This is a genomic window from Bacillus sp. FG16 (genome assembly GCF_057809515.1).
Map to the genome: position 1 here is coordinate 19,191 of NZ_JBMDKC010000056.1, position 19,970 is coordinate 39,160.

Below are 19,970 nucleotides of genomic sequence, written 5' to 3' on the forward strand. Positions count from 1 at the left end.
AGTTACAAATGATATTCACCTTAAAAAGTGTGCATTTGTGTCTATTTTTTAACAATATATCAAAAACTATTGCCTTCTATAAATTAATAGGTTTATATTGTTTTATTGGCATAGTTTCAATCCAAGGAGAAAGGAGATTTTCAATCGTGCAACTAAAGAAAGCGTTTTGGAAGTTGGCTTCGCTTCTTCCGTTATCATTACTTCTGTTCCTCGGTGGCTGTGATAAAAAACTCGCAGTATTAAATCCGCAAGGACCTGTTGCAAAAGCACAGTATGATTTAATTGTTTGGTCATTCTTGCTTATGTCATTAATTATCGCAATTGTATTCATTCTGTTTACAGTCATCTTGATTCGTTATCGTGAAAAACCAGAGAATATGGACTATGAGCCACCTGAACAACACGGTAACACATTACTAGAAATTATTTGGACGCTTGTTCCTGTTATTATCGTTATCGCATTATCGATTCCAACAGTAAAAGCAACTTATGCTTCGGAAGAGGTTCCGAAAGAGTCCAAACATATTAAACCAGTTGAAATTTATGTTACATCTGCAAACTGGAAATGGTTATTCAGTTACCCAGAGGAAAAAATTGAAACCGTTAACTATTTAAACATCCCAGCTGGTGTACCAATTCAATTCAAACTGACTTCTGTCGGCCCAATGAATGCTTTCTGGGTACCAGAACTTGGTGGTATGAAGTACACAATGGATGGCATGATTATGGATCTTTATTTACAAGCTGATAAGCCAGGTTCTTACCTAGGTCGTAGTGCGAACTTCTCTGGTGAAGGATTCACTCACATGGAGTTCGAAGTTGAAGCGAAAACTAAAGAGAAATATGACAAGTGGGTTAAAGAAGTACAACAAACCGCTGATAAGTTAACAGAACAGAAATACAACGAAATTATTAAACCTGGTGTAGTTGGACGCATGACGTTCTCTAGTCACCACTTAAGTTATGTAGATCCAAAATCACTTGAATATTGTGATTACAACTACTACAAAAACAAAAAATAATAGCTATTATTCCAACAGATTGGAGTGAACACAGTGAAGCTTGATGAATTCTTTGTCACAGGTGACCCGATTATTTACGGTGCAGACGCTTCTATCGTTCTTGTGACATTAGCAATCATTTTCGTACTAACAAAGTATAAAAAATGGAAATGGCTTTGGGACGAATGGTTGACAACTGTTGACCATAAAAAAATCGGAGCCATGTATATTATTTCTGCGGTTATCATGTTATTCCGTGGTGGTATGGATGGTTTAATGATCCGTGCACAGTTAACATTCCCAGAAACAACTTATTTAAACGCAGAACACTATAACGGAATCTTTACAACACATGGTACAGTAATGATTCTTTTCATGGCAATGCCATTCGTTATGGGATTAATGAACCTTGTAGTACCATTACAAATTGGTGCTCGTGACGTTGCATATCCGTTCTTAAATGCTTTAAGTTTCTGGTTATTCTTTGTCGGAGCAATGTTATTCAACATCGCTTTCGTAATCGGTGGTTCTCCAGACGCTGGGTGGACTTCTTACTTCCCAATGGCAGGTACAGAGTTTACTTCAGGCGTAGGAAATAACTACTACGCAATTGCATTACAGATTTCAGGTCTCGGTACGCTAATGACCGGTATTAACTTCCTTGTTACTATCTTAAAAATGCGTACACCTGGTATGACTTTAATGAGAATGCCAATGTTTACTTGGTCAATCTTAATTACAACAATTATTATTATTTTCGCTTTCCCAGTATTAACAGTTGCTCTTGCATTAATGACATTTGACCGTCTATTCGATGCTCACTTCTTTACGATGGCGAGCGGCGGTATGCCGATGTTATGGGCCAACCTGTTCTGGGTATGGGGTCACCCTGAAGTATATATCGTTATTTTACCGGCATTCGGTATTTTCTCTGAAATCATTAGTACATTCTCACGTAAACGTCTATTCGGTTACAGTGCGATGGTATACTCAATGGTTGCAATTTCTTTACTAAGTTTCGTCGTATGGCTTCACCACTTCTTCACGATGGGTGCAGGTCCAGCGGTTAACTCATTCTTCTCGATTTCGACAATGGCGATTTCGATTCCAACCGGTGTTAAGATCTTTAACTGGTTGTTTACACTGTATAAAGGACGTATCCGTTTTACAGTTCCAATGCTTTGGTCATTGGCATTTATTCCAAACTTCGTAGTCGGTGGGGTTACAGGGGTTATGCTTGGAATGGCAGCAGCTGATTATCAATACCATAACAGCTACTTCCTAATTGCTCACTTCCACTACGTATTAATCGCAGGTACAGTATTCGCTATGCTTGCTGGATTCACATTCTGGTATCCAAAAATGACTGGTCATATGTTAAATGAACGCCTAGGTAAATGGACATTCTGGATCTTTATGAGCGGATTCAACATCTGTTTCTTCCCAATGTACTTCTTAGGTTTAGACGGTATGACTCGTCGTATGTACACTTACTCTGAAAGTCTTGGATGGGGATGGCTAAACCAAATCGCATCAGTTGGTGCGGTAATGATGGGTATCGGCTTCCTACTTCTTTGCTACAACGTAATTTGGAGTGCACGTCACGGTGAACGTGACACAACTGGAGATCCATGGGATGGCCGTACACTTGAATGGGCAACTCAATCTCCTGTACAACATTACAACTTCGCGAAACTTCCTGAAATCAAAGAAGCTGATGCTTTCTGGTACATGAAAAAACGCGGAGAAACAGTTACACCAGCTGCAGAAGATATCAAACCAATTCACATGCCAAGTAACTCTGGTGTGCCTATTATTGCGTCTGGATTCTTCGGTCTTGCAGGTTTCGCATTAGTATTTAGCTGGTTCTGGCTTGCAGCAATCGGTGGTATTGGTATTTTAGCTTGCTTAATCTATCGTTCATTCGATTATGACGATGGTTACTACGTAAGTGTTGATGAAATTAAAGAAACAGAACATATAGCATGAGAGGTGAAATGACATGGCGGCTTTAGATAAAAGCTTACCTTTGGAATATCAATCCGAACAAAGCAGATTGAATATCCTAGGATTCTGGATTTTTCTTGGGGCTGAAATTATGCTGTTCGCAACACTTTTCGCCTCTTATCTAGTCCTTGCTGGTCGTACGGCAGATGGCCCAACTCCAGCGCAACTGTTTGAACTTAAAACGCTTTTAATTCAAACATTACTACTTTTAACAAGTAGTTTCACATGTGGTATCGTAATTCACGAAATGCGTAAGCACAATCAAAAAGCAATGCTTGGATGGTTCATCCTTACATTACTTTTAGGTGCAGGTTTCCTATTCTTTGAAATCGAAGAGTTCATTATGTACATCGGTGAAGGCGCAACAATTCAAACAAGTGCTTTCCTATCTGCATTCTTCGTTCTTCTTGGAACGCACGGAGCCCACGTAACAGGCGGTATCATTTGGGCAACTTGTGTTATTATCCAAATTTTAAAACGAGGTTTAACACCAGTTACAGCTCGTAAAGTATTCATTATCAGCTTATACTGGCATTTCCTTGATCTAGTTTGGGTCTTTATTTACACACTAGTTTACTTGAACGGGATGGTGGCGTAAATGGGTCAAAATAATAACCAAGCAAACGGGCATGCGCATAGCGGATTCCCTTGGTCACACGTTTTCGGATTTATTTTATCGCTTGCACTAACGTTCCTAGCGCTATACGTGGCACTTTACACAACATTGCCACTTTCAACAGTCTTAACAACTATTATCATAATGGCTGTTGCGCAAGCGTTATTACAATTAATTATGTTCATGCATTTAAAAGAAGGAGAAGGAAGAGTTCAAATTCTTACAATGATATACAGTTTCTTCGTTGCAACTGCAACAGTCGGTTTAACTGTATGGATCTTCTTCTCAATGTAATGTACATGAAAAAGACTGCTGAGGAATCTCAGCAGTCTTTTTTTATTCTCCTCCCCTATTACATCCACATTACGGAATTAACAACAGAATCATGAAAAATATACTTATTATGACAAATCTTAAGAAAAGTCTTTCTTTATGAAATCGAATCCATATGCGTTGCTTTTCTACCTATTATATGGCTAAATAGGTACTATATTTATTTGAAGGGAGAGAACGCAATGGAACATCATACTTCTGTTCTATCACTTATGGTTGTCGTTGCAATCGCGTTTTTCGTTCCCCTTTTGTTACAACGCTTTAAATTAAAAGCACTTCCTGTTGTCGTTGCAGAAATTATTGCAGGAATCTTTGTAGGTAAAAGTGGGTTTAATATTATTGAGCCAGATATATGGCTTCAAGTTTTATCAACATTAGGATTTATCTTCCTCATGTTCTTAAGCGGTTTAGAAATTGACTTTTCTATCTTTAAACAAAAAGGGAAAAAAAATACGACAAACGAACCAAATACATTTCAAGCAGCAAGCATTATCTTCTTATTTATTTTCATCTTATCTTATGCCTTATCATTACTATTCGTATGGCTAGGATTTGTAGATAATGCAATGTTCATGACTTTAATTATTTCAACTATTTCTTTAGGGGTTGTTGTACCAACATTAAAAGAAAACAACCTAGGAAAAACTGCGATCGGACAAATCATTTTATTAGTTGCTGTTATTGCAGACTTAGTTACAATGATTTTACTCGCTGTTTTCGTCGGATTAAATTCCGAAAGCGGCCAAAGTATGTGGCTCTTACTTCTTCTATTCGGTGCCGGTATTGTCATTTACTTTATTGCAAAACGCTTTAAAAACATTCCATACTTAGATAGTTTAAAAGCTGGTAGTGTACAAATTGATACACGGGCTGTTTTTGCACTCATTTTAATCTTAGTTGGGTTATCGGAATCTGTTGGAGCAGAAAATATTTTAGGTGCCTTCTTAGCAGGTGTACTTGTATCGTTATTATCACCCAATGAAGATATGGTGGAAAAACTTGATTCCATCGGCTATGGTTTCTTCATCCCTATTTTCTTCGTAATGGTTGGTGTAAATCTAGAGGTATGGTCTATTTTTAAAGAGCCTTCTAGCATGCTAATGATCCCAATCTTAATTGTAGGACTCTTTATTTCAAAACTCTTACCATCACTCGTCTTACGAAAATGGTATCCACGTAATATCGTACTTGGAAGTGCAATCTTATTAACATCGACACTTTCTTTAGTTATTGCGGCTGCACAAATTGGTGAAAAACTAGGGATCATCAGTCCAAGTTTATCTGCCTCTCTTATTTTAAGCGCAGTTATTACTTGTATTTTTGCACCTGTATTGTTTAAAAAAATGTTCCCAAAAGTAGAAACACCAAAACCAAAAGTAGCTATTATTGGCGCGAGCAGAATTACCCTTCCGTTATCACTAGATTTAAAACGAGAAGATTATGACGTAACGCTATATATGATGCGTCAAAACAAAATAAATGATGAGGAAGCGAAATCGCATGACTTCCCTATCGTGAAATTAGATGACATCACAATCGCATCATTAACTGAACAAACAGCATTTGATGCAGATCGCGTCGTTGTTGCAACAAGCGATGATGAACAAAACTTATTATTAGCAGAACATGCAAAAGAGCTAGGTGTTGAACATGTTATTGCAAGTGTAGAAGATCCACTTCTACAAGAAAAAGCAACGCAAGAACATATCGCTGTATTCTCAACAATTAACTCTACACGTATTTTATTACGTGCACTTATTGATAAACCTAGTCTCGTTCGCTTAATTACAACTGCAAACGAAACAGTACGCGAAGTTGAACTACGCAGCAATAAATATAACGGCGTTGCACTTCGCCGCCTTCCGTTTTTAGGTGATGTACTTGTGATTCAAATCTACCGCGGTAATAAAGCATTAATACCACATGGTGATACAAGACTACAACACGGTGATACATTACTTGTAACAGGTTCAAAAGAGCATATCGATACACTAAAAAACATATTAGAGTAAAAAAATGCCCCTCACATAATTGAGGGGCATTTTTTTAATTTCATATGGTAAAATGTTACTATCACATATTATGAGGATGGATTACATTATGTCTATTGTAACTTTAGCTCTCTTATTATTAGCGGAAGTACTCGTCGCCATTATTCTCATCGGTGTTAGCATTGAAATTTGCAGCTATGGTTGGAAAAAATCAAATGGAGTTAAATACTCATGCCTTTTTCTTTCACTCCTTCTCGGAACCGCTAGTATACTCGGTCTTCTCGCTGCACCTGCATACTTCTTTATACAACTTATAGAAAAAGGTTTATAAGAAAGGATGATAATATGATCACTGTGCAGTATATTGATGCATCCGAGACACACTTATTACGCCAAGCGGTGTTGCGTCCTAATCAGTCCCTAGCAAACTGTAAATACTCTTCTGACTACGAAAAAGACACATTCCACTTAGGTGCCTTTATAAACGATGAGTTGATTAGCATTGCTTCCTTCTCAAAAGAAATATATCCTGATTTGCAAAATGGTATCCATTATAGACTAAGAGGAATGGCAACATTACCTAACTTTCGGAACAAAAGAGCTGGAAGCTCCTTAATTCAGAAGGCAGAACAAATTTTAAAAGAACGGAAAGCAAACATCCTATGGTGTAATGGCCGTATTACTGTAACTGACTATTACAAGCGATTAGACTTTCAGGAGCATGGTGAAATCTTTGAAATTGAACCGATTGGCCTTCATAAAGTACTGTATAAAAAAATATAAGAAAAGCTTTCCTCAATACGGGAAAGCTTTTCTTATATTTCAATCTTCACTTTTTATCTTTTTCATATACATGTAGATAAATAAACTAGGACCTAAAAAACAAGCAAACATAATAAGTGCTGTTATACTGATTTCTTTTATCGAAATATCCGGTGTTACAATAATACAAATAGCTAACAGTCCAATAACAATACCTACCGGAATGAATAATAGTTTCATGAAATAGCTACGTGATACCCCACCTGTATGCTCATATGCCTCTACAGAATGTTTTTAATTTAAGAAGTTAATGGCTACGATCCCGCCCATAAATACCATTAATAGATCCGAAACATTTTCATATCCTGCCCCTTGCAAGACATAGCGGTAAAAGACGATAGCTAGTATGACGATATTTTGTAAGATGAAAACTAATCTAATATGTTTTAACCCTTCAATCATTAAACGTTCATCTTTCACGATTTTCATCCTATCACTCCTTTTCCTCCCAAAACAAATCATTCAACGTTTTATCTACTGCATAACAAATTTTCAAACATAAATCTAAAGATGGGTTGTATTTCCCCTTCTCAATTAAACTAATCGTTTGCCTTGTAACGCCTACTTTTTCTGCTAATTTTTGCTGTGTTAAATCTAACTGAACACGCGCGACTTTTATTTTACTTACAGCCATTCATGTTCCTCCTCTACCTTTATTGTAACATATATATTCCATTAGGTAATTTATATTTTGCGAAATCAATTTAATTTCCACATTATCCCGATTGATGCGGGCTAATACACAGTGGGGATAAATCCCCACTACTGCCTATAGTTTCACTTTATTATACACAAAAAAGGAGCCTCTCATAAGAAGCTCCCTCTCCTATATCTATATTATAAAAATAAATGACATCCAAATAAAATTGTAAATAAGTATAGTAATGGATGTACTTCCTTTCCTTTACCCTTCACAATTTTCAAAACCGGATATACTAAAAATCCAATTGCGATTCCATTTGCAATACTAGATGTTAACGGAATACCTATAAAAATCAAAAATGCTGGTAACGCATCTTCAAATTCATTCCAATTAATATCTCGAATGCTTTGTGCCATTAAACTACCTACTATAATTAATGAAGGAGCTGTAATAGCAGCTACACTTGATAAAGAAGCAATAACAGGACTGAAAAATGCCGTTATAATTGTTAGACCAACAACTACAATCCCTGTTAATCCAGTTTTCCCACCTGCAGCAATACCTGCTGACGATTCAATCGTCGCTGCTGTTGGGCTTGTTCCAAAGATAGAACCTGTAGTCCCGCCAATTGCATCTGCAATAAACGCTTTACCAAAACGCTTCTCTGTATTGTCTGTAATTAAACCTGCTTGTTTAATTAAACCAAGTAATGCACCTGTTGTATCGAATAAAAGTACAAGTAAAAATGAAAATACAACACCATATAATCCGTATTCAATTACATCTGAAAATGCATTGATTGGGTTTGAAACGATAATACCCTCTGGCAAATGAGGCATCGCCACAATTTTATCAGCAAACTTCAATTGCCCTGTAAAGAAGGCGATAACTCCTGTCACAATCATACTAATAAATAATGCACCACTCACACGTAATGCCATTAATACCGCCGCTAATATTAAACCAATTAAAGTTAAAATAACGGCTGGAGAATGAAAATCACCAATCGTAACTAAATTAGACGGATGATCCACGATAATTCCAGAAAGGCGCAATCCAATAAAAGCAATAAATAGTCCAATTCCACCTGCAATTGCATGCTTTAAACTATCAGGAATTGCTAAAATTAACTTTTGCCTAAACGAAGTAAAAGATAATAAAAGAAAAATAATCCCCGTTACAAATACAGCTGAAAAGGCAACTACATATGTAATCCCTTCTGCCTTCTGTACAACAGAATAAGCAAAATATGCATTCATTCCCATAGCTGGAGCAATAACAATCGGGTAATTCGCGAAAATCGCCATACCTACTGTTCCAACAACGGTTGCAATAATTGTTGCTGTAAACGCTTGGTCAAATGGTATACCTGCATCAGATAATATTTTTGGATTGATGACAAGAATATACGCAAATGTAAAAAAAGTTGTGATGCCAGCTAAAAACTCTTGCTTCACAGAAGTGTTATATTTTTGTAATTGAAACATGCTTATGTACCCTTCCTACACCTGAATTATTATCACACATTCTTTTCTTACTAGTATGTGAGAAAATATAATACTTAATCTTAACAATCAATAAAAAGAAGAGTCAATATATTCCCTAATAGTTCGAATTTTAAGTTTAAGTCTGACAAATACAGATGTAGTACAGTTCATTATGATTATTTTTGTAGCATAACAGATGGAAATGTTTTATAATTTGAAATAGTTAAATATTTAGTAAACGCATTCAAATATCGTTCACTCTACAAGGGGGATTCTTCTTATGCAGCACACAAACAAATCTGGAACTTTAAATCGTGGTTTAAAAGAACGACATATTACTTTAATGTCACTTGGCTCAGCTATTGGTGTTGGGCTATTTTTAGGATCCGCTTCCGCTATTAAACTAGCCGGTCCTTCTATTTTACTAGGCTATATGATTGCCGGACTCGTTATTTTTTTCATTATGCGAGCTCTCGGGGAAATGGCAATTGAACAACCTGTTGCCGGTTCTTTTAGTAAATATGCATATGATTATATCAGCCCACTCGCTGGTTATATTACTGGTTGGAATTACTGGTTCTTATGGGTTGTTACTTGTATGGCTGAAATTACAGCAGCTGGTATTTACATGCAGTACTGGTTTCCAGATATCCCGCGCTGGACTTGGGCGTTACTTGCTCTATTGTTAATGAGCGCTTTTAACTTCTTATCGGTAAAAGTATTTGGAGAACTTGAGTTTTGGTTTGCTCTCATTAAAATTGTCACAATTATCTGTATGATAGTAGTCGGCGCTGGTATTATTTTATTCGGATTCGGAAACGGTGGTATCGCTACTGGTATTTCAAACCTTTGGTCACATGGTGGCTGGTTCCCAAATGGTTTTTCTGGGTTACTACTCTCCATGCAGATGGTACTATTCGCTTATTTAGGCGTTGAATTAATCGGTGTTACAGCTGGTGAAGCTCAAAATCCGAAGAAAACACTCGCAAAAGCAATTGATAACGTGTTTTGGAGAATATTACTGTTCTACGTAGGAGCTCTATTCGTTATGATGGCAATTTATCCATGGAACGAACTTGGTGAGAAAGGAAGCCCATTCGTATTAACATTCCAGCAAATTGGTATCGCAAAAGCAGCAGGTATTATTAACTTTGTCGTATTAACAGCAGCTCTTTCTTCTTGTAACGGTGGTTTATTTAGTACAGGCCGTATGCTATTTACATTAGCTCAGCAGAAAAAAGCTCCTGAAAGATTTGGTCGTTTAAATAAAAACGGCATTCCAAGCCAAGGAATTGTAGCAACTGCTATCGTTTTACTCATTGGTGTTATATTAAACTATCTCGTACCTGCAAAGGTATTTACATGGCTTACTAGCATTTCAACTTTCGGCGCAATTTGGACTTGGGGAATTATATTAGTTGCTCAAATTAAATTCCGTAAAAGCTTACCTACTCAAAATAAACAAAAGTTATCGTATAAAATGCCTTTATACCCATTAAGCTCATATTTCTCACTTGTTTTCCTTGTATTAGTACTAGGTATAATGGCGTATTCAGAAGATACACGAATTGCATTGATTGTCGGCCCAATTTGGCTTATCGGCTTAGCAATCGTATATTACATGAAAGGGTTTCATAAGATTGATGAAACACCTAACTCAAAAATTAGTTAAGCAAAACACCCCTTCCTTATTACTTGGAAGGGGTGCTTTTATATCTATATAAATATTTCTCAACAAAATTCACGGTATTTTTACAATCTTTTAATATTTTTTATGTTTTCCGTCTTTATTTTTACAGAAAAATAAATTACATTATTAAAGCACATATATTTATTATTAGGGGGATTCTTCTATGAAGAATAAAAAATGGATTACATTTTCTTTAGCAACAGCAATTACACTAAGTATAGGGACCTCGTTCATACCGTCTACTTATGCCGAAAGCTCTGTAGACCCAGCTCCTGAAATTGCTGCAAAAGTTGTAAATCAAAACAATGGGAAGAAAGTATTATTCGATAATACACACGGTCAAACTGCTGGGACAGCTGACTGGGTTATTGACGGCGGCTTTTCTGACTTCGGAAACGGCATTGCAAAAAACGGATATCACGTAAAAGAACTTCGTAAATCAACACCTATTACGTACGAAGACTTAAATGGTTACAATGTATTTATCGTTCCAGAAGCTAATATTCCTTACAAAAAATCTGAGCAGGACGCTATGTTACAATATGTAAAAAATGGTGGTAGTATCTTCTTTATTGCCGATCATTACAATGCGGATCGTAATAAAAATCGCTGGGACTCTTCTGAAGTATTTAATGGATATAGACGCGGTGCTTGGGATAATCCAGCAAAAGGAATGTCTAATGAAGAAGCAAATTCACAAGCTATGCAAGGAGTAGAAAGCTCTGATTGGCTATCTGACAACTTCGGTATTCGCTTCCGCTACAATGCACTTGGTGATGTTTCAGCGAAAACAATTGTATCGCCTGAACAATCTTTCGGAATTACAAAAGGTGTCTCTTCTGTAGCAATGCATGCTGGTTCTACTCTAGCAATTACAAACCCAAAACTAGCAAAAGGACTTGTTTACCTTCCAGAAAATCCATCAAAATGGAATAACGCTGTTGATAGTGGCGTTTATAATGGCGGTGGTATTGCAGAAGGCCCATATGCTGCAATTGCAAAAGTAGGACTTGGAAAAGCTGCCTTTATTGGTGACTCTTCTCCTGTTGAAGATGCTACACCAAAGTACGTTCGTGAAGATTCTGGCCAAACAAAGAAAACTTACGATGGTTATAAAGAAGAAAACGATGCGATTTTATTAGAAAACATCGTAAATTGGTTATCGAATAAAGAGACATTTACAAGTTTAGATCAAGTAAATGGTTTACAACTTGATTCACCTACAGCTCTACAAACATTTGAACAGCCAAGCTTATCAACAGAACCACAACCTGAACCTTGGAGTGCACCAAATGCAGGTTATCAATGGTTTAATACAAATACTTTTAAACCAGGTTCATACGGTTATAACGGTGCGGTAACAACAAGCGACTACGTCGTTACACACCCTAGCATTCTACCAAACAATGAAATTTTCCAAATGAAGATTCAAGTAAACAACTTACTACCTAATACAACTTATAACAACTATTCTTTAGGTATATTCACTACTGGTGGAACACAAGTAGCAAAAGTTCAAAATACAAACGGCACTTGGCCATCTGCTTTCGGATATAGTAGTGCATTCTCTTTCACAACAAACAGCTTAGGCTCTGCTGAAAAAGTTGTAAATGTACAGATTGATTCAAATACAACTGGACAAGCAACGCTTCGTCTACGTCAAAATACAACAGCGAAATATAATGAAACTGTAACGATTAATAAAAAATAATGAAGAAGGCAATCCATACATGGATTGCCTTCTTTTCACTTCTCTTCTTTTGAGAAAAACATTCTTGAAATAACGATACCTATACTACCGACGATTAGGAATAACACTGCCCTAATCATCATCGAAACCTCTGGTAAGTCAAGTAGGAATAACTTCCCTACCGTTACTACTAATACGATTAATCCAGCATATAATATTTCATTCATCTGTCTATAACGGCCAAACCAAACTGCAAATAACGCATATATCATCCATAATAACGATACAGATACGCTAATTATACTTCCATCTGTAGAAAGAACTTCACCAATTCTAGTGATTGTAATAAATACAATGACCATTAACCAGTAGAGCGCTATAGAGTACACATACTTACCAAAACTCGCTAACACTTCTTTCGCTTGTCTCATGCAATAATAGAATGTTCCTATTAAAATAATATGAGCAACAAAACCTGCCGAAATAAATTGATCAAACGGGCTAAAAATCGTCTGTATCATTCCAATTGCGTAAATCGTTGCACTAACATACAACTTTATCTGTTGTTTTCCTTTAATAGAAGTAACCATTCCAAGGAAACCTTGTAATAATAGTACGATCGCTGCATTCACTAAACTATACTCATATAAAATCGCTAAACTAAATGCTCCCATCGAGAAACCAAATAAGAGATTTGTAAATGTAGAATGTCTATTCTTCCTATACTCAAGCACAAACATAGCAGCATGCACAATTGCACTAATAATCAATCCCCATGTTGTAAAATCAGGTATTTTGGCAATAGCTAGTATAAAGAAAACTGCATTCGCACTAAATATCGCCAAACGTGGTTCTAGTATAAAACTTCTCTCCGTAAACATATGCCAAAATAATAGTAAATGAATCAAACCATATACAATCGTTAACTGTATTTGCAAGTTCTCTACTAATATTGACATAACAGCAAAGAAGACAAAAAGAACAATGGCCGCAACAGCGTAAGAAATCATATATAAGTATTTATAACGATTTTTCAACGCATACCATAATAAACTAAGTGTTAACACTGTCTCATATCCAAAGAAAATATAAGGATTAGGAGTCGTACTATTTAACAAGAATGGTACGAAGAACGCTCCGACCGCTACGAAAATAGTGAGATATTCCGATTGATATCTTTTCGCTAAATAAATGCCTAAAATAACCCATGCAATATTACAGAGAAACGCAACACTTGCCGGAATAAATCCGTATAAATAATGTGCTGCAAACGTTGTTAGAACAATCCCGGTAATACTTCCTCCAGCCAATACTAATCCTAACGCCTGTCTCTCTCTTTTAATTTGAATATCTCCTATATAATACAACCCGATAGATAATGCGATACCAAACACAATTCGTATCGCTGGTGTTAATAAACCAGCATCTACCCCTGCTTTAAATAACCAGATCACTCCAAGCAACATAATACCGACAAATACACGCGGTAACCACGTTTGACAAAACTTAATAATATTAAATGGCTCTGGTTTAAAAGCTGATATATCTACTTGTTTTACCTCATGTTCTTGCACAGGCTCTTTTATCGTAACTATTTCTTCTTTTGGCTTTTCCTCCATTACCGTTTCAATATATTCTTTCTTTTCCTTACTAACATGTTGCTGAGCGTTCTCTACTTCTATTTCCCTTTGCTTCACTTTTAATTCAGCAAGTGCTTCTTGAATCGTTTCAATTGCCGTTTCGAGTGCTTCTATTTTCTTATCCAAATCCTTCTTCATACGCTCCCCCTCATTCGTAACTTTTCATTGAACCTATATATTACCAATTATCTTTATCATACTCTTAGTCTATTCATTTTCAATAGTATTTTTTCCAAAAAAAGAAAGGTGCCTTCCCAAAATAGGAAAACACCTTTTTACTCATTTATTCTTATTTAAAGCAACGCTAACGATGACACCAACACACACGCCTATAATAGCTGGAACTATCCACCCAACACCTTCTGTATAAAACGGAATATATTTTAATACTGACGTCCACTGATTCATCATTACATTTTTATTTAAAATATCAATTGCACTAAATATCGCTACAACCCCAACGGTCACTGCATATACGTATGCATACTTTCCCATATACTTATGGAATAAACCTAGAATAATAAGTGTTAATGCAATCGGATAAATAAATCCAAGAATTGGTACTGACACTTTTAAAATTTGCGTTAATCCTAAATTAGCTAAGATCATACTAACAACGCTTACTATAAATGCCCAAACTTTATAAGATACTTTCGGAAATGCACTTGCAAAAAATTGACTACAAGACGTAACAAGTCCAATTGAAACACATAAACACGCGATAGTAAAAATAAGACCCAATAAAACGACTCCGCCCTGTCCAAATAATGTGGTCATCACTTGTGCTAACACTTTCGCACCGTTATCAAATGTTCCTAATGAACCACTAATTGACCCCACATATCCAAGGATGACATAAATAATCGATAATAATAGGCCCGCCCCGATTCCAGCAATACTCATATATTTCGCTAAACCTTTATCATCTTCAATACCTTTTGCACGTAATGCATTTGCAATCACAATTCCAAAAATTAAAGCAGCTAACGCGTCCATTGTTAAATATCCATCTAAAAATCCTTGAAACATAGGAGCTTGTCCATAATTCCCCGCAGCCTCTTTCACGCCACCTACTGATGTAAACATACTTTTTATAAAAATAATGGCAATCATACATAATAATAATGGTGTTAAAACTTTCCCAAACAAACCCATTAACTTAGATGGTGATAAACTTAACCAGTAAACAATACTAAAGAAAATAACTGTGTAAAACAATAATACTCCGCTTCCTGCTTCAGGGAATAACTGACCTGGCCCCATTTCAAAAGCTAAACTTCCCGCACGTGGTATACCAAGCCCAGGTCCAATAAATACATACACGATACATGGAAAAATAATTGCAAATGAAGAATGAACTCTACCCGCTAACGTTTGAAAACTTCCTGCTTTCGCAATAGAAATAACACCTAATATAGGAAGACCTGTTGCTGATATAATAAATCCTACTAATGAAATCCACACATGTTCTCCTGCTTCATATCCAAGAAAAGGTGGGAATATAAGATTCCCTGCTCCAAAGAACATCGAAAATAACATAAGACTAATAAGTAAAATTTCTTTTTTCTGTAACAATTTCATTTCTTTCTCCTTCTTTAATTTCATCTCTTATGAAATCAATTCCACATATAAAAAAAGCACAATAACCCGCTTCCTTACAAAGAAAACATAGTCCATAGTCTATCACAAAAGAAACACCCCTTCTATAGATATCCCCCTTTTCCAATTTCTTCTGAAAAATCAACCTTTATTGACTTATAATAGTTAATAAGGTAAAATATTAAATGTACAAAATTATTAACTTTGTTTTTGTTTGTGTCAGGAGGAAAATAAAATGGAATCAACGATACAACTAGAAAAAGAACAACAAAGAAAAAAGAAACATCCTCCAGGTTTATACTTACTCTTCTTTACAGAAATGTGGGAAAGATTTAGTTACTATGGATTACGAGGATTATTAACATTATATTTAACGACAGCTTTAGTAAGCGGTGGTCTTGGGTTTAGTCCCGCATGGGCACTCTCTATTTACGGATTTTACACTGGAGCCTGTTATTTCACACCAATGATTGGTGGATACTTAACAGATCGTTTTCTAGGTAGACGAAAAGCGATCACAATTGGTGGTATAACAATGGCAATCGGTAACCTTACACTATTTGCCTTGCAAAACCAATTAGGCCTATACCTCGGATTAGCGCTTATTATTATCGGTAACGGATTCTTCAAACCGAACATCTCTACACTGGTTGGGGAATTATACGAAGAGAACGATCCAAAACGTGATAGTGCATTTACCATTTTCTATATGGGTATTAACGTCGGGTCATTTTTAGCTCCACTCGTTTGCGGATTTTTATCAGAAAATTTATTCAAAACAACAGTTGATGGCGTTGTACATTACGGATTCCGTTACGGTTTCTTAGCCGCTTCAATCGGAATGATTATTGGACAAATTTTATTTACAACACTATCAAATCGCTTCCTTGGTAATATCGGTAAAAAACCAACTCGCGATTTACAAACAGCTGCTGGACAACCATCAGTAGGAGATACACCATTAACAAAAAAAGAAAAACAACGTACCGCAGTTATCGTCATTTTAACATGCTTCGTTGTCTTCTTCTGGGCTGGCTTTGAACAAGCTGGTAGCTCATTAACATTATATACAAACAAATTTGTAGACCGCTCTGTGTTCGGATGGGAAGTTCCAACATCTTGGTTCCAATCGGTCAATCCATTATTTATTATTTTGCTTGCTCCAGTCATTTCTGCATTATGGGCAAAACTTGCAACTCGCAAGCGCGGTGATTTAAAAATCCCAACTAAAATGGGACTTGGGATGATCTTGCTCGGTATCGGTTATATCATTCTCGTTATCGCTACATTAAAAACAGGTAGTGATGAACATAACATTACAGAAAAAGCAAACTTACTATTTATCGTCTTTACGTATCTTTTCCATACGTTAGGTGAGCTATTCTTATCACCTGTCGGACTATCAATGGTTAGTGCGCTTGCTCCGGTAAAATTAGCATCTTTACTAATGGGTGTATGGCTAGCAAGTTCAGGTATCGCCAACATTTTAGGCGGACAACTTGCAAGCTTCACAACTTCACTTGGATACGCTGAAGTATTCACAGTTATTGGCGCTGTGGCAATTGTATTAGGTTGTGTTTTATTATTAATTTCTAAGAAATTAGTGAAATGGATGGATTAAAAAAGATGAGGAATTTCTCCTCATCTTTTTTTATGCTGTTTTACCTTTTTCTATTGCTTGTTCGTACAGCTCTTTATGTTCTTTATATTCACTTGGTACGAAACTCTTATAGAAGAATGAGAACCAGCTGTCTCCCTTTTTATACCCTTCTTCTCGAATTTCCGCTGCTTTTTTATTCGATTTAAATCCTTCAGTAAACCATTTCTTTAACAATTCATTTCTTTCATACTTAGCAGGAACTTTTAAATCATAGTTTTCAAATGCATACTTATAGCCAGCTTTTTCTACTGCCTTTTTTGTAGACTTATAGCCTTTTTCATACGCTGTTTCATATGCCTTCACGTATACTTCTTTCTCTCTATTTCCAGGATTCTTTTCGGCTAGTTCTTTCCCTGTCTTTTCCCCTAATTCAGCTTGCTCTTTTTCAATTTTTTCTGTTCTTTCTTTATTCCCTACTTTGAACCCGTCTACAAAGTTTACCTTAAACTCTGCAGCAACTTGACTATCGTCCATCGTCTCTTGTGCTAAACCTTGTTCTTTTCCTTTTTCAAAATGCGTTTTCTTCTGCTCTTCTAAAGACCATGCGGCTGCATAAGTCGCTTTAAACGCTTGTTTATATGCATCAGATTTTCCAGCTAGATGCACTTCTGCATCATTTTTTCCTGCTTTAAAATCAGTTTCTCCATTCTTTTGACCTTCAAGTTGACCTTTTTCCATATCAGCTTGGCGCTGCGCTTCCTCTTGTTTACGTGCCTCTTCAGCTTTTCTTTGTTCCTCGGCTACACGTTGTCTCTCTTCTTCAGCTTTACGCTGTGCTTCTGCTTGTCTCTCAGCTTCTACAGCACTATTATTATTCTGGCTAGGAGCTGGGCTCGTTGCACCACCACTAGAGGCTGGTTTATTGTGATAATGATATTCCCCGTACTGTAATCCCCATTTCTCACAATTTGTACGACACGTATGTCCGCCATTAGCATCTGTACGCCCTGGATGCGCATAAGCTGAAATTGGAGCTACCAATAACGCTATACTCGTTGTTAAAAGAAGTTTCTTCACCTGTTGTCTCACTCTTGTTCCTCCCAAAATATAGAATTCCAACTTTATTATACATAAATAGAAGAATGCTTAAATACCAACCAAAATATTCTATTATTTCTCAACATTAGTAAAAAAGAAGGTGAACTCTTTAAAGAGTTCACCTTCTTTTTTACTTCTTCGCCTTCGTTCCTACTAAATCACCAGCAACAACATAACGCTTAGAATTATCCTTTACAGATACACATGTAATAAGCGTTATCTCATCTTTCCCATGATCCTCTACAACTTCCCACTTATCAGGAGTTACTTCAGATACACCAGTAACCGCATACTCATATTCATTTTCATTGTCATACAAATAAATTTTATCGCCTTTTTTCAAAGAAGCTATATCACTAAATAAAACACCTTTTTTAGACATGTTATGTCCTGCTAGTGCGTAATTTCCTTTTCCCATAACTTGATTCTCTTTTACTGTCGCTGCACCTGATAATAAGTTTTTTTCAGTAGAAGCTTTTAAAACAGGCAGTTCTACTGAAACACTTGGAATCGAAATACGACCGATTACTTGTTTCTTATCTAATGATGCATTCGCTACTTCCGCCAAGTCTGGTTGATTAATTTTGGAAGCATCTACAAATTCCGTCTCATGCTTTTCATAATCCATCTTTTGAACAGCCTGCACATTTTCAGTCTGTTTCTTTTCAGCCTGATATCCATCATAAAATGGCTTTCCAATTAACACGCCACCTACAACAAATAGAAGGATTGCTACTATACTATAAATTCTTTGCTTATTCATATACAATTCCTTTCCCTTACAAAATCTTACTCTATATAAAATGATAAAATAATATCGCTATATGTACAAGTATTAGCTGAAAAGAAACCTTTTTGCCGGTGCAAGAAGGTTTCTTTTTAAGCTAATTTATTTCTGTATAGTGATACGTGAAATACTGTCATTTGAATAAAGAAAATAGAATATATAATGGGTATCCAGGAAGATATTCATTAATAATAGGCGAAAAAGTTAAAAATCCAACTGCACAAGGTAACACAAACCATAACGATACAAATGTTGTTCGACAAGCTTTATCCGTAATCGCTTTTTCACGTTCATCTTCTAGTGGAAATAATAATGGATACATCCAAAAAGATAAATTCTTATATTTTTTCTTTTGAATTCTATAAAAAATTGTAACTATAATAGCTCCAATAAATAATAAAATAAATGGTACTCCATTAACCGCTACTTCAAACGGGAAATTCTCGTTTTTAAATATATCTGCTAACTCTGTAATAACACTATAAAATTCAACAAATGTCCAGCATGCTAGTGCAGTATAGAGTACATTTATAATATAAGAAAAACCAATTCTACTCATCCTCTTCCCCCTCCTTATTTAAAACAAACACGTCTTCCATCTTTAACTGGAATTCATCACAAATCATCAATGCTAGTAACAATGAAGGAACGTAATCCCCTTTTTCAATTGCAGCAATTGTTTGTCTCGTCACTCCAACCTTTTCTGCTAATACACTTTGTGAAAAATTAAAACGAGCTCTTAATTCTTTTACCCTGTTTAAAATGGTCAAATTTACCACCTCTCACCATTATTGTATGCTATCCTTAACAAAATGTAAACTCAACTTAACATTATTATTATAAAAAAATCCAACTCTACGTATTGTAAAGTTGGATTACGTTTTAGTTTAAAATTGTAACTTTAACGATTTGTAACTACTCAGCCACCTTTTGGTGTCTTTTTTAATTTTACTAGTTTCATATGCC

17 protein-coding genes and 2 pseudogenes are annotated in these 19,970 nt (G+C 35.9%); 10 read left to right on the forward strand and 9 right to left on the reverse strand.

Annotated elements, in window-relative coordinates; genetic code table 11:
• The first annotated feature begins 146 nt into the window (after positions 1–146).
• The 7 genes from ACODS7_RS19645 (at position 147) to ACODS7_RS19675 (ending at position 6,731) form a co-directional block, all read left to right on the forward strand.
• On the forward strand, positions 147–1,022 hold the full coding sequence (locus tag ACODS7_RS19645; protein ID WP_001176166.1) for a cytochrome aa3 quinol oxidase subunit II: 876 nt from the start codon (positions 147–149) through the stop codon (positions 1,020–1,022).
• A gap of 33 nt (positions 1,023–1,055) precedes the next feature.
• Positions 1,056–2,990: a cytochrome aa3 quinol oxidase subunit I gene (gene qoxB, locus ACODS7_RS19650; protein ID WP_016083499.1), complete on the forward strand. Its 1,935-nt coding sequence runs from the start codon at positions 1,056–1,058 to the stop codon at positions 2,988–2,990.
• Between the two features lie 13 nt (positions 2,991–3,003).
• Complete coding sequence (gene qoxC, locus ACODS7_RS19655; RefSeq protein WP_000729314.1) at positions 3,004–3,606, forward strand: cytochrome aa3 quinol oxidase subunit III; 603 nt, start codon at positions 3,004–3,006, stop codon at positions 3,604–3,606.
• Positions 3,607–3,918, forward strand: coding sequence for a cytochrome aa3 quinol oxidase subunit IV (qoxD, locus tag ACODS7_RS19660; protein ID WP_000531386.1), 312 nt, complete (start codon positions 3,607–3,609; stop codon positions 3,916–3,918).
• Between the two features lie 221 nt (positions 3,919–4,139).
• The gene (locus ACODS7_RS19665) at positions 4,140–5,969 is read left to right on the forward strand and encodes a monovalent cation:proton antiporter family protein (protein ID WP_043937922.1); all 1,830 of its coding nucleotides are present in this window, start codon (positions 4,140–4,142) and stop codon (positions 5,967–5,969) included.
• 52 nt (positions 5,970–6,021) lie between these two features.
• On the forward strand, positions 6,022–6,279 hold the full coding sequence (locus tag ACODS7_RS19670) for a DUF4022 family protein (RefSeq protein WP_003260542.1): 258 nt from the start codon (positions 6,022–6,024) through the stop codon (positions 6,277–6,279).
• A 14-nt stretch (positions 6,280–6,293) separates the two neighbouring features.
• Complete coding sequence (locus tag ACODS7_RS19675) at positions 6,294–6,731, forward strand: GNAT family N-acetyltransferase (protein ID WP_016083501.1); 438 nt, start codon at positions 6,294–6,296, stop codon at positions 6,729–6,731.
• 39 nt (positions 6,732–6,770) lie between these two features.
• Here the strand turns inward: ACODS7_RS19675 and ACODS7_RS19680 are convergent.
• The 3 genes and pseudogenes from ACODS7_RS19680 to ACODS7_RS19690 all read right to left on the reverse strand — a co-directional run bounded on the left by ACODS7_RS19680 (position 6,771) and on the right by ACODS7_RS19690 (position 8,900).
• A pseudogene (locus ACODS7_RS19680) lies at positions 6,771–7,199 on the reverse strand (hypothetical protein).
• Positions 7,200–7,203: 4 nt separating this feature from the next.
• A complete protein-coding gene (locus ACODS7_RS19685) occupies positions 7,204–7,404 on the reverse strand; it encodes a helix-turn-helix transcriptional regulator (protein ID WP_000301177.1) in 201 nt (66 codons plus the stop codon).
• 203 nt (positions 7,405–7,607) lie between these two features.
• Positions 7,608–8,900 carry an NCS2 family permease gene (locus ACODS7_RS19690; RefSeq protein ID WP_016083503.1) on the reverse strand — a complete coding sequence of 431 codons (1,293 nt, stop codon included), beginning with the start codon at positions 8,898–8,900 and terminating at the stop codon, positions 7,608–7,610.
• A gap of 280 nt (positions 8,901–9,180) precedes the next feature.
• Here ACODS7_RS19690 and ACODS7_RS19695 point away from each other — a divergent pair, with 280 nt between their 5' ends.
• Both ACODS7_RS19695 and ACODS7_RS19700 read left to right on the forward strand, forming a co-directional pair.
• Complete coding sequence (locus tag ACODS7_RS19695; RefSeq protein WP_001164901.1) at positions 9,181–10,572, forward strand: amino acid permease; 1,392 nt, start codon at positions 9,181–9,183, stop codon at positions 10,570–10,572.
• Between the two features lie 181 nt (positions 10,573–10,753).
• Positions 10,754–12,301 carry a DNA-binding protein gene (locus ACODS7_RS19700; RefSeq protein WP_029441643.1) on the forward strand — a complete coding sequence of 516 codons (1,548 nt, stop codon included), beginning with the start codon at positions 10,754–10,756 and terminating at the stop codon, positions 12,299–12,301.
• A gap of 35 nt (positions 12,302–12,336) precedes the next feature.
• Here the strand turns inward: ACODS7_RS19700 and ACODS7_RS19705 are convergent, their stop codons facing one another.
• Entirely contained in the window at positions 12,337–14,058 is a 1,722-nt protein-coding gene (locus ACODS7_RS19705) for a DUF2339 domain-containing protein (protein WP_048564142.1), read from the reverse strand.
• Between the two features lie 141 nt (positions 14,059–14,199).
• On the reverse strand, positions 14,200–15,501 hold the full coding sequence (brnQ1, locus tag ACODS7_RS19710) for a branched-chain amino acid transport system II carrier protein BrnQ1 (protein ID WP_088115039.1): 1,302 nt from the start codon (positions 15,499–15,501) through the stop codon (positions 14,200–14,202).
• A 253-nt stretch (positions 15,502–15,754) separates the two neighbouring features.
• On the opposite strand from brnQ1, the gene ACODS7_RS19715 reads away from it, so the two are divergent.
• Entirely contained in the window at positions 15,755–17,140 is a 1,386-nt protein-coding gene (locus ACODS7_RS19715; protein ID WP_029441641.1) for a peptide MFS transporter, read from the forward strand.
• 30 nt (positions 17,141–17,170) lie between these two features.
• On the opposite strand, the gene ACODS7_RS19720 is transcribed toward ACODS7_RS19715, so the two are convergent.
• The 4 genes and pseudogenes from ACODS7_RS19720 to ACODS7_RS19735 form a co-directional block, all read right to left on the reverse strand.
• A complete protein-coding gene (locus ACODS7_RS19720) occupies positions 17,171–18,208 on the reverse strand; it encodes a YHYH domain-containing protein (RefSeq protein ID WP_243168527.1) in 1,038 nt (345 codons plus the stop codon).
• Between the two features lie 139 nt (positions 18,209–18,347).
• Entirely contained in the window at positions 18,348–18,980 is a 633-nt protein-coding gene (locus tag ACODS7_RS19725) for a class A sortase (protein WP_001041724.1), read from the reverse strand.
• A 116-nt stretch (positions 18,981–19,096) separates the two neighbouring features.
• Positions 19,097–19,563: pseudogene (locus ACODS7_RS19730) on the reverse strand (DUF2178 domain-containing protein).
• Positions 19,556–19,774 (reverse strand): helix-turn-helix transcriptional regulator, encoded by a 219-nt coding sequence (locus ACODS7_RS19735; RefSeq protein ID WP_243168528.1) that lies wholly within the window; start codon positions 19,772–19,774, stop codon positions 19,556–19,558. The pseudogene ACODS7_RS19730 and the gene ACODS7_RS19735 overlap by 8 nt, the downstream one beginning before the upstream one ends.
• Positions 19,775–19,970: the final 196 nt, after the last annotated feature.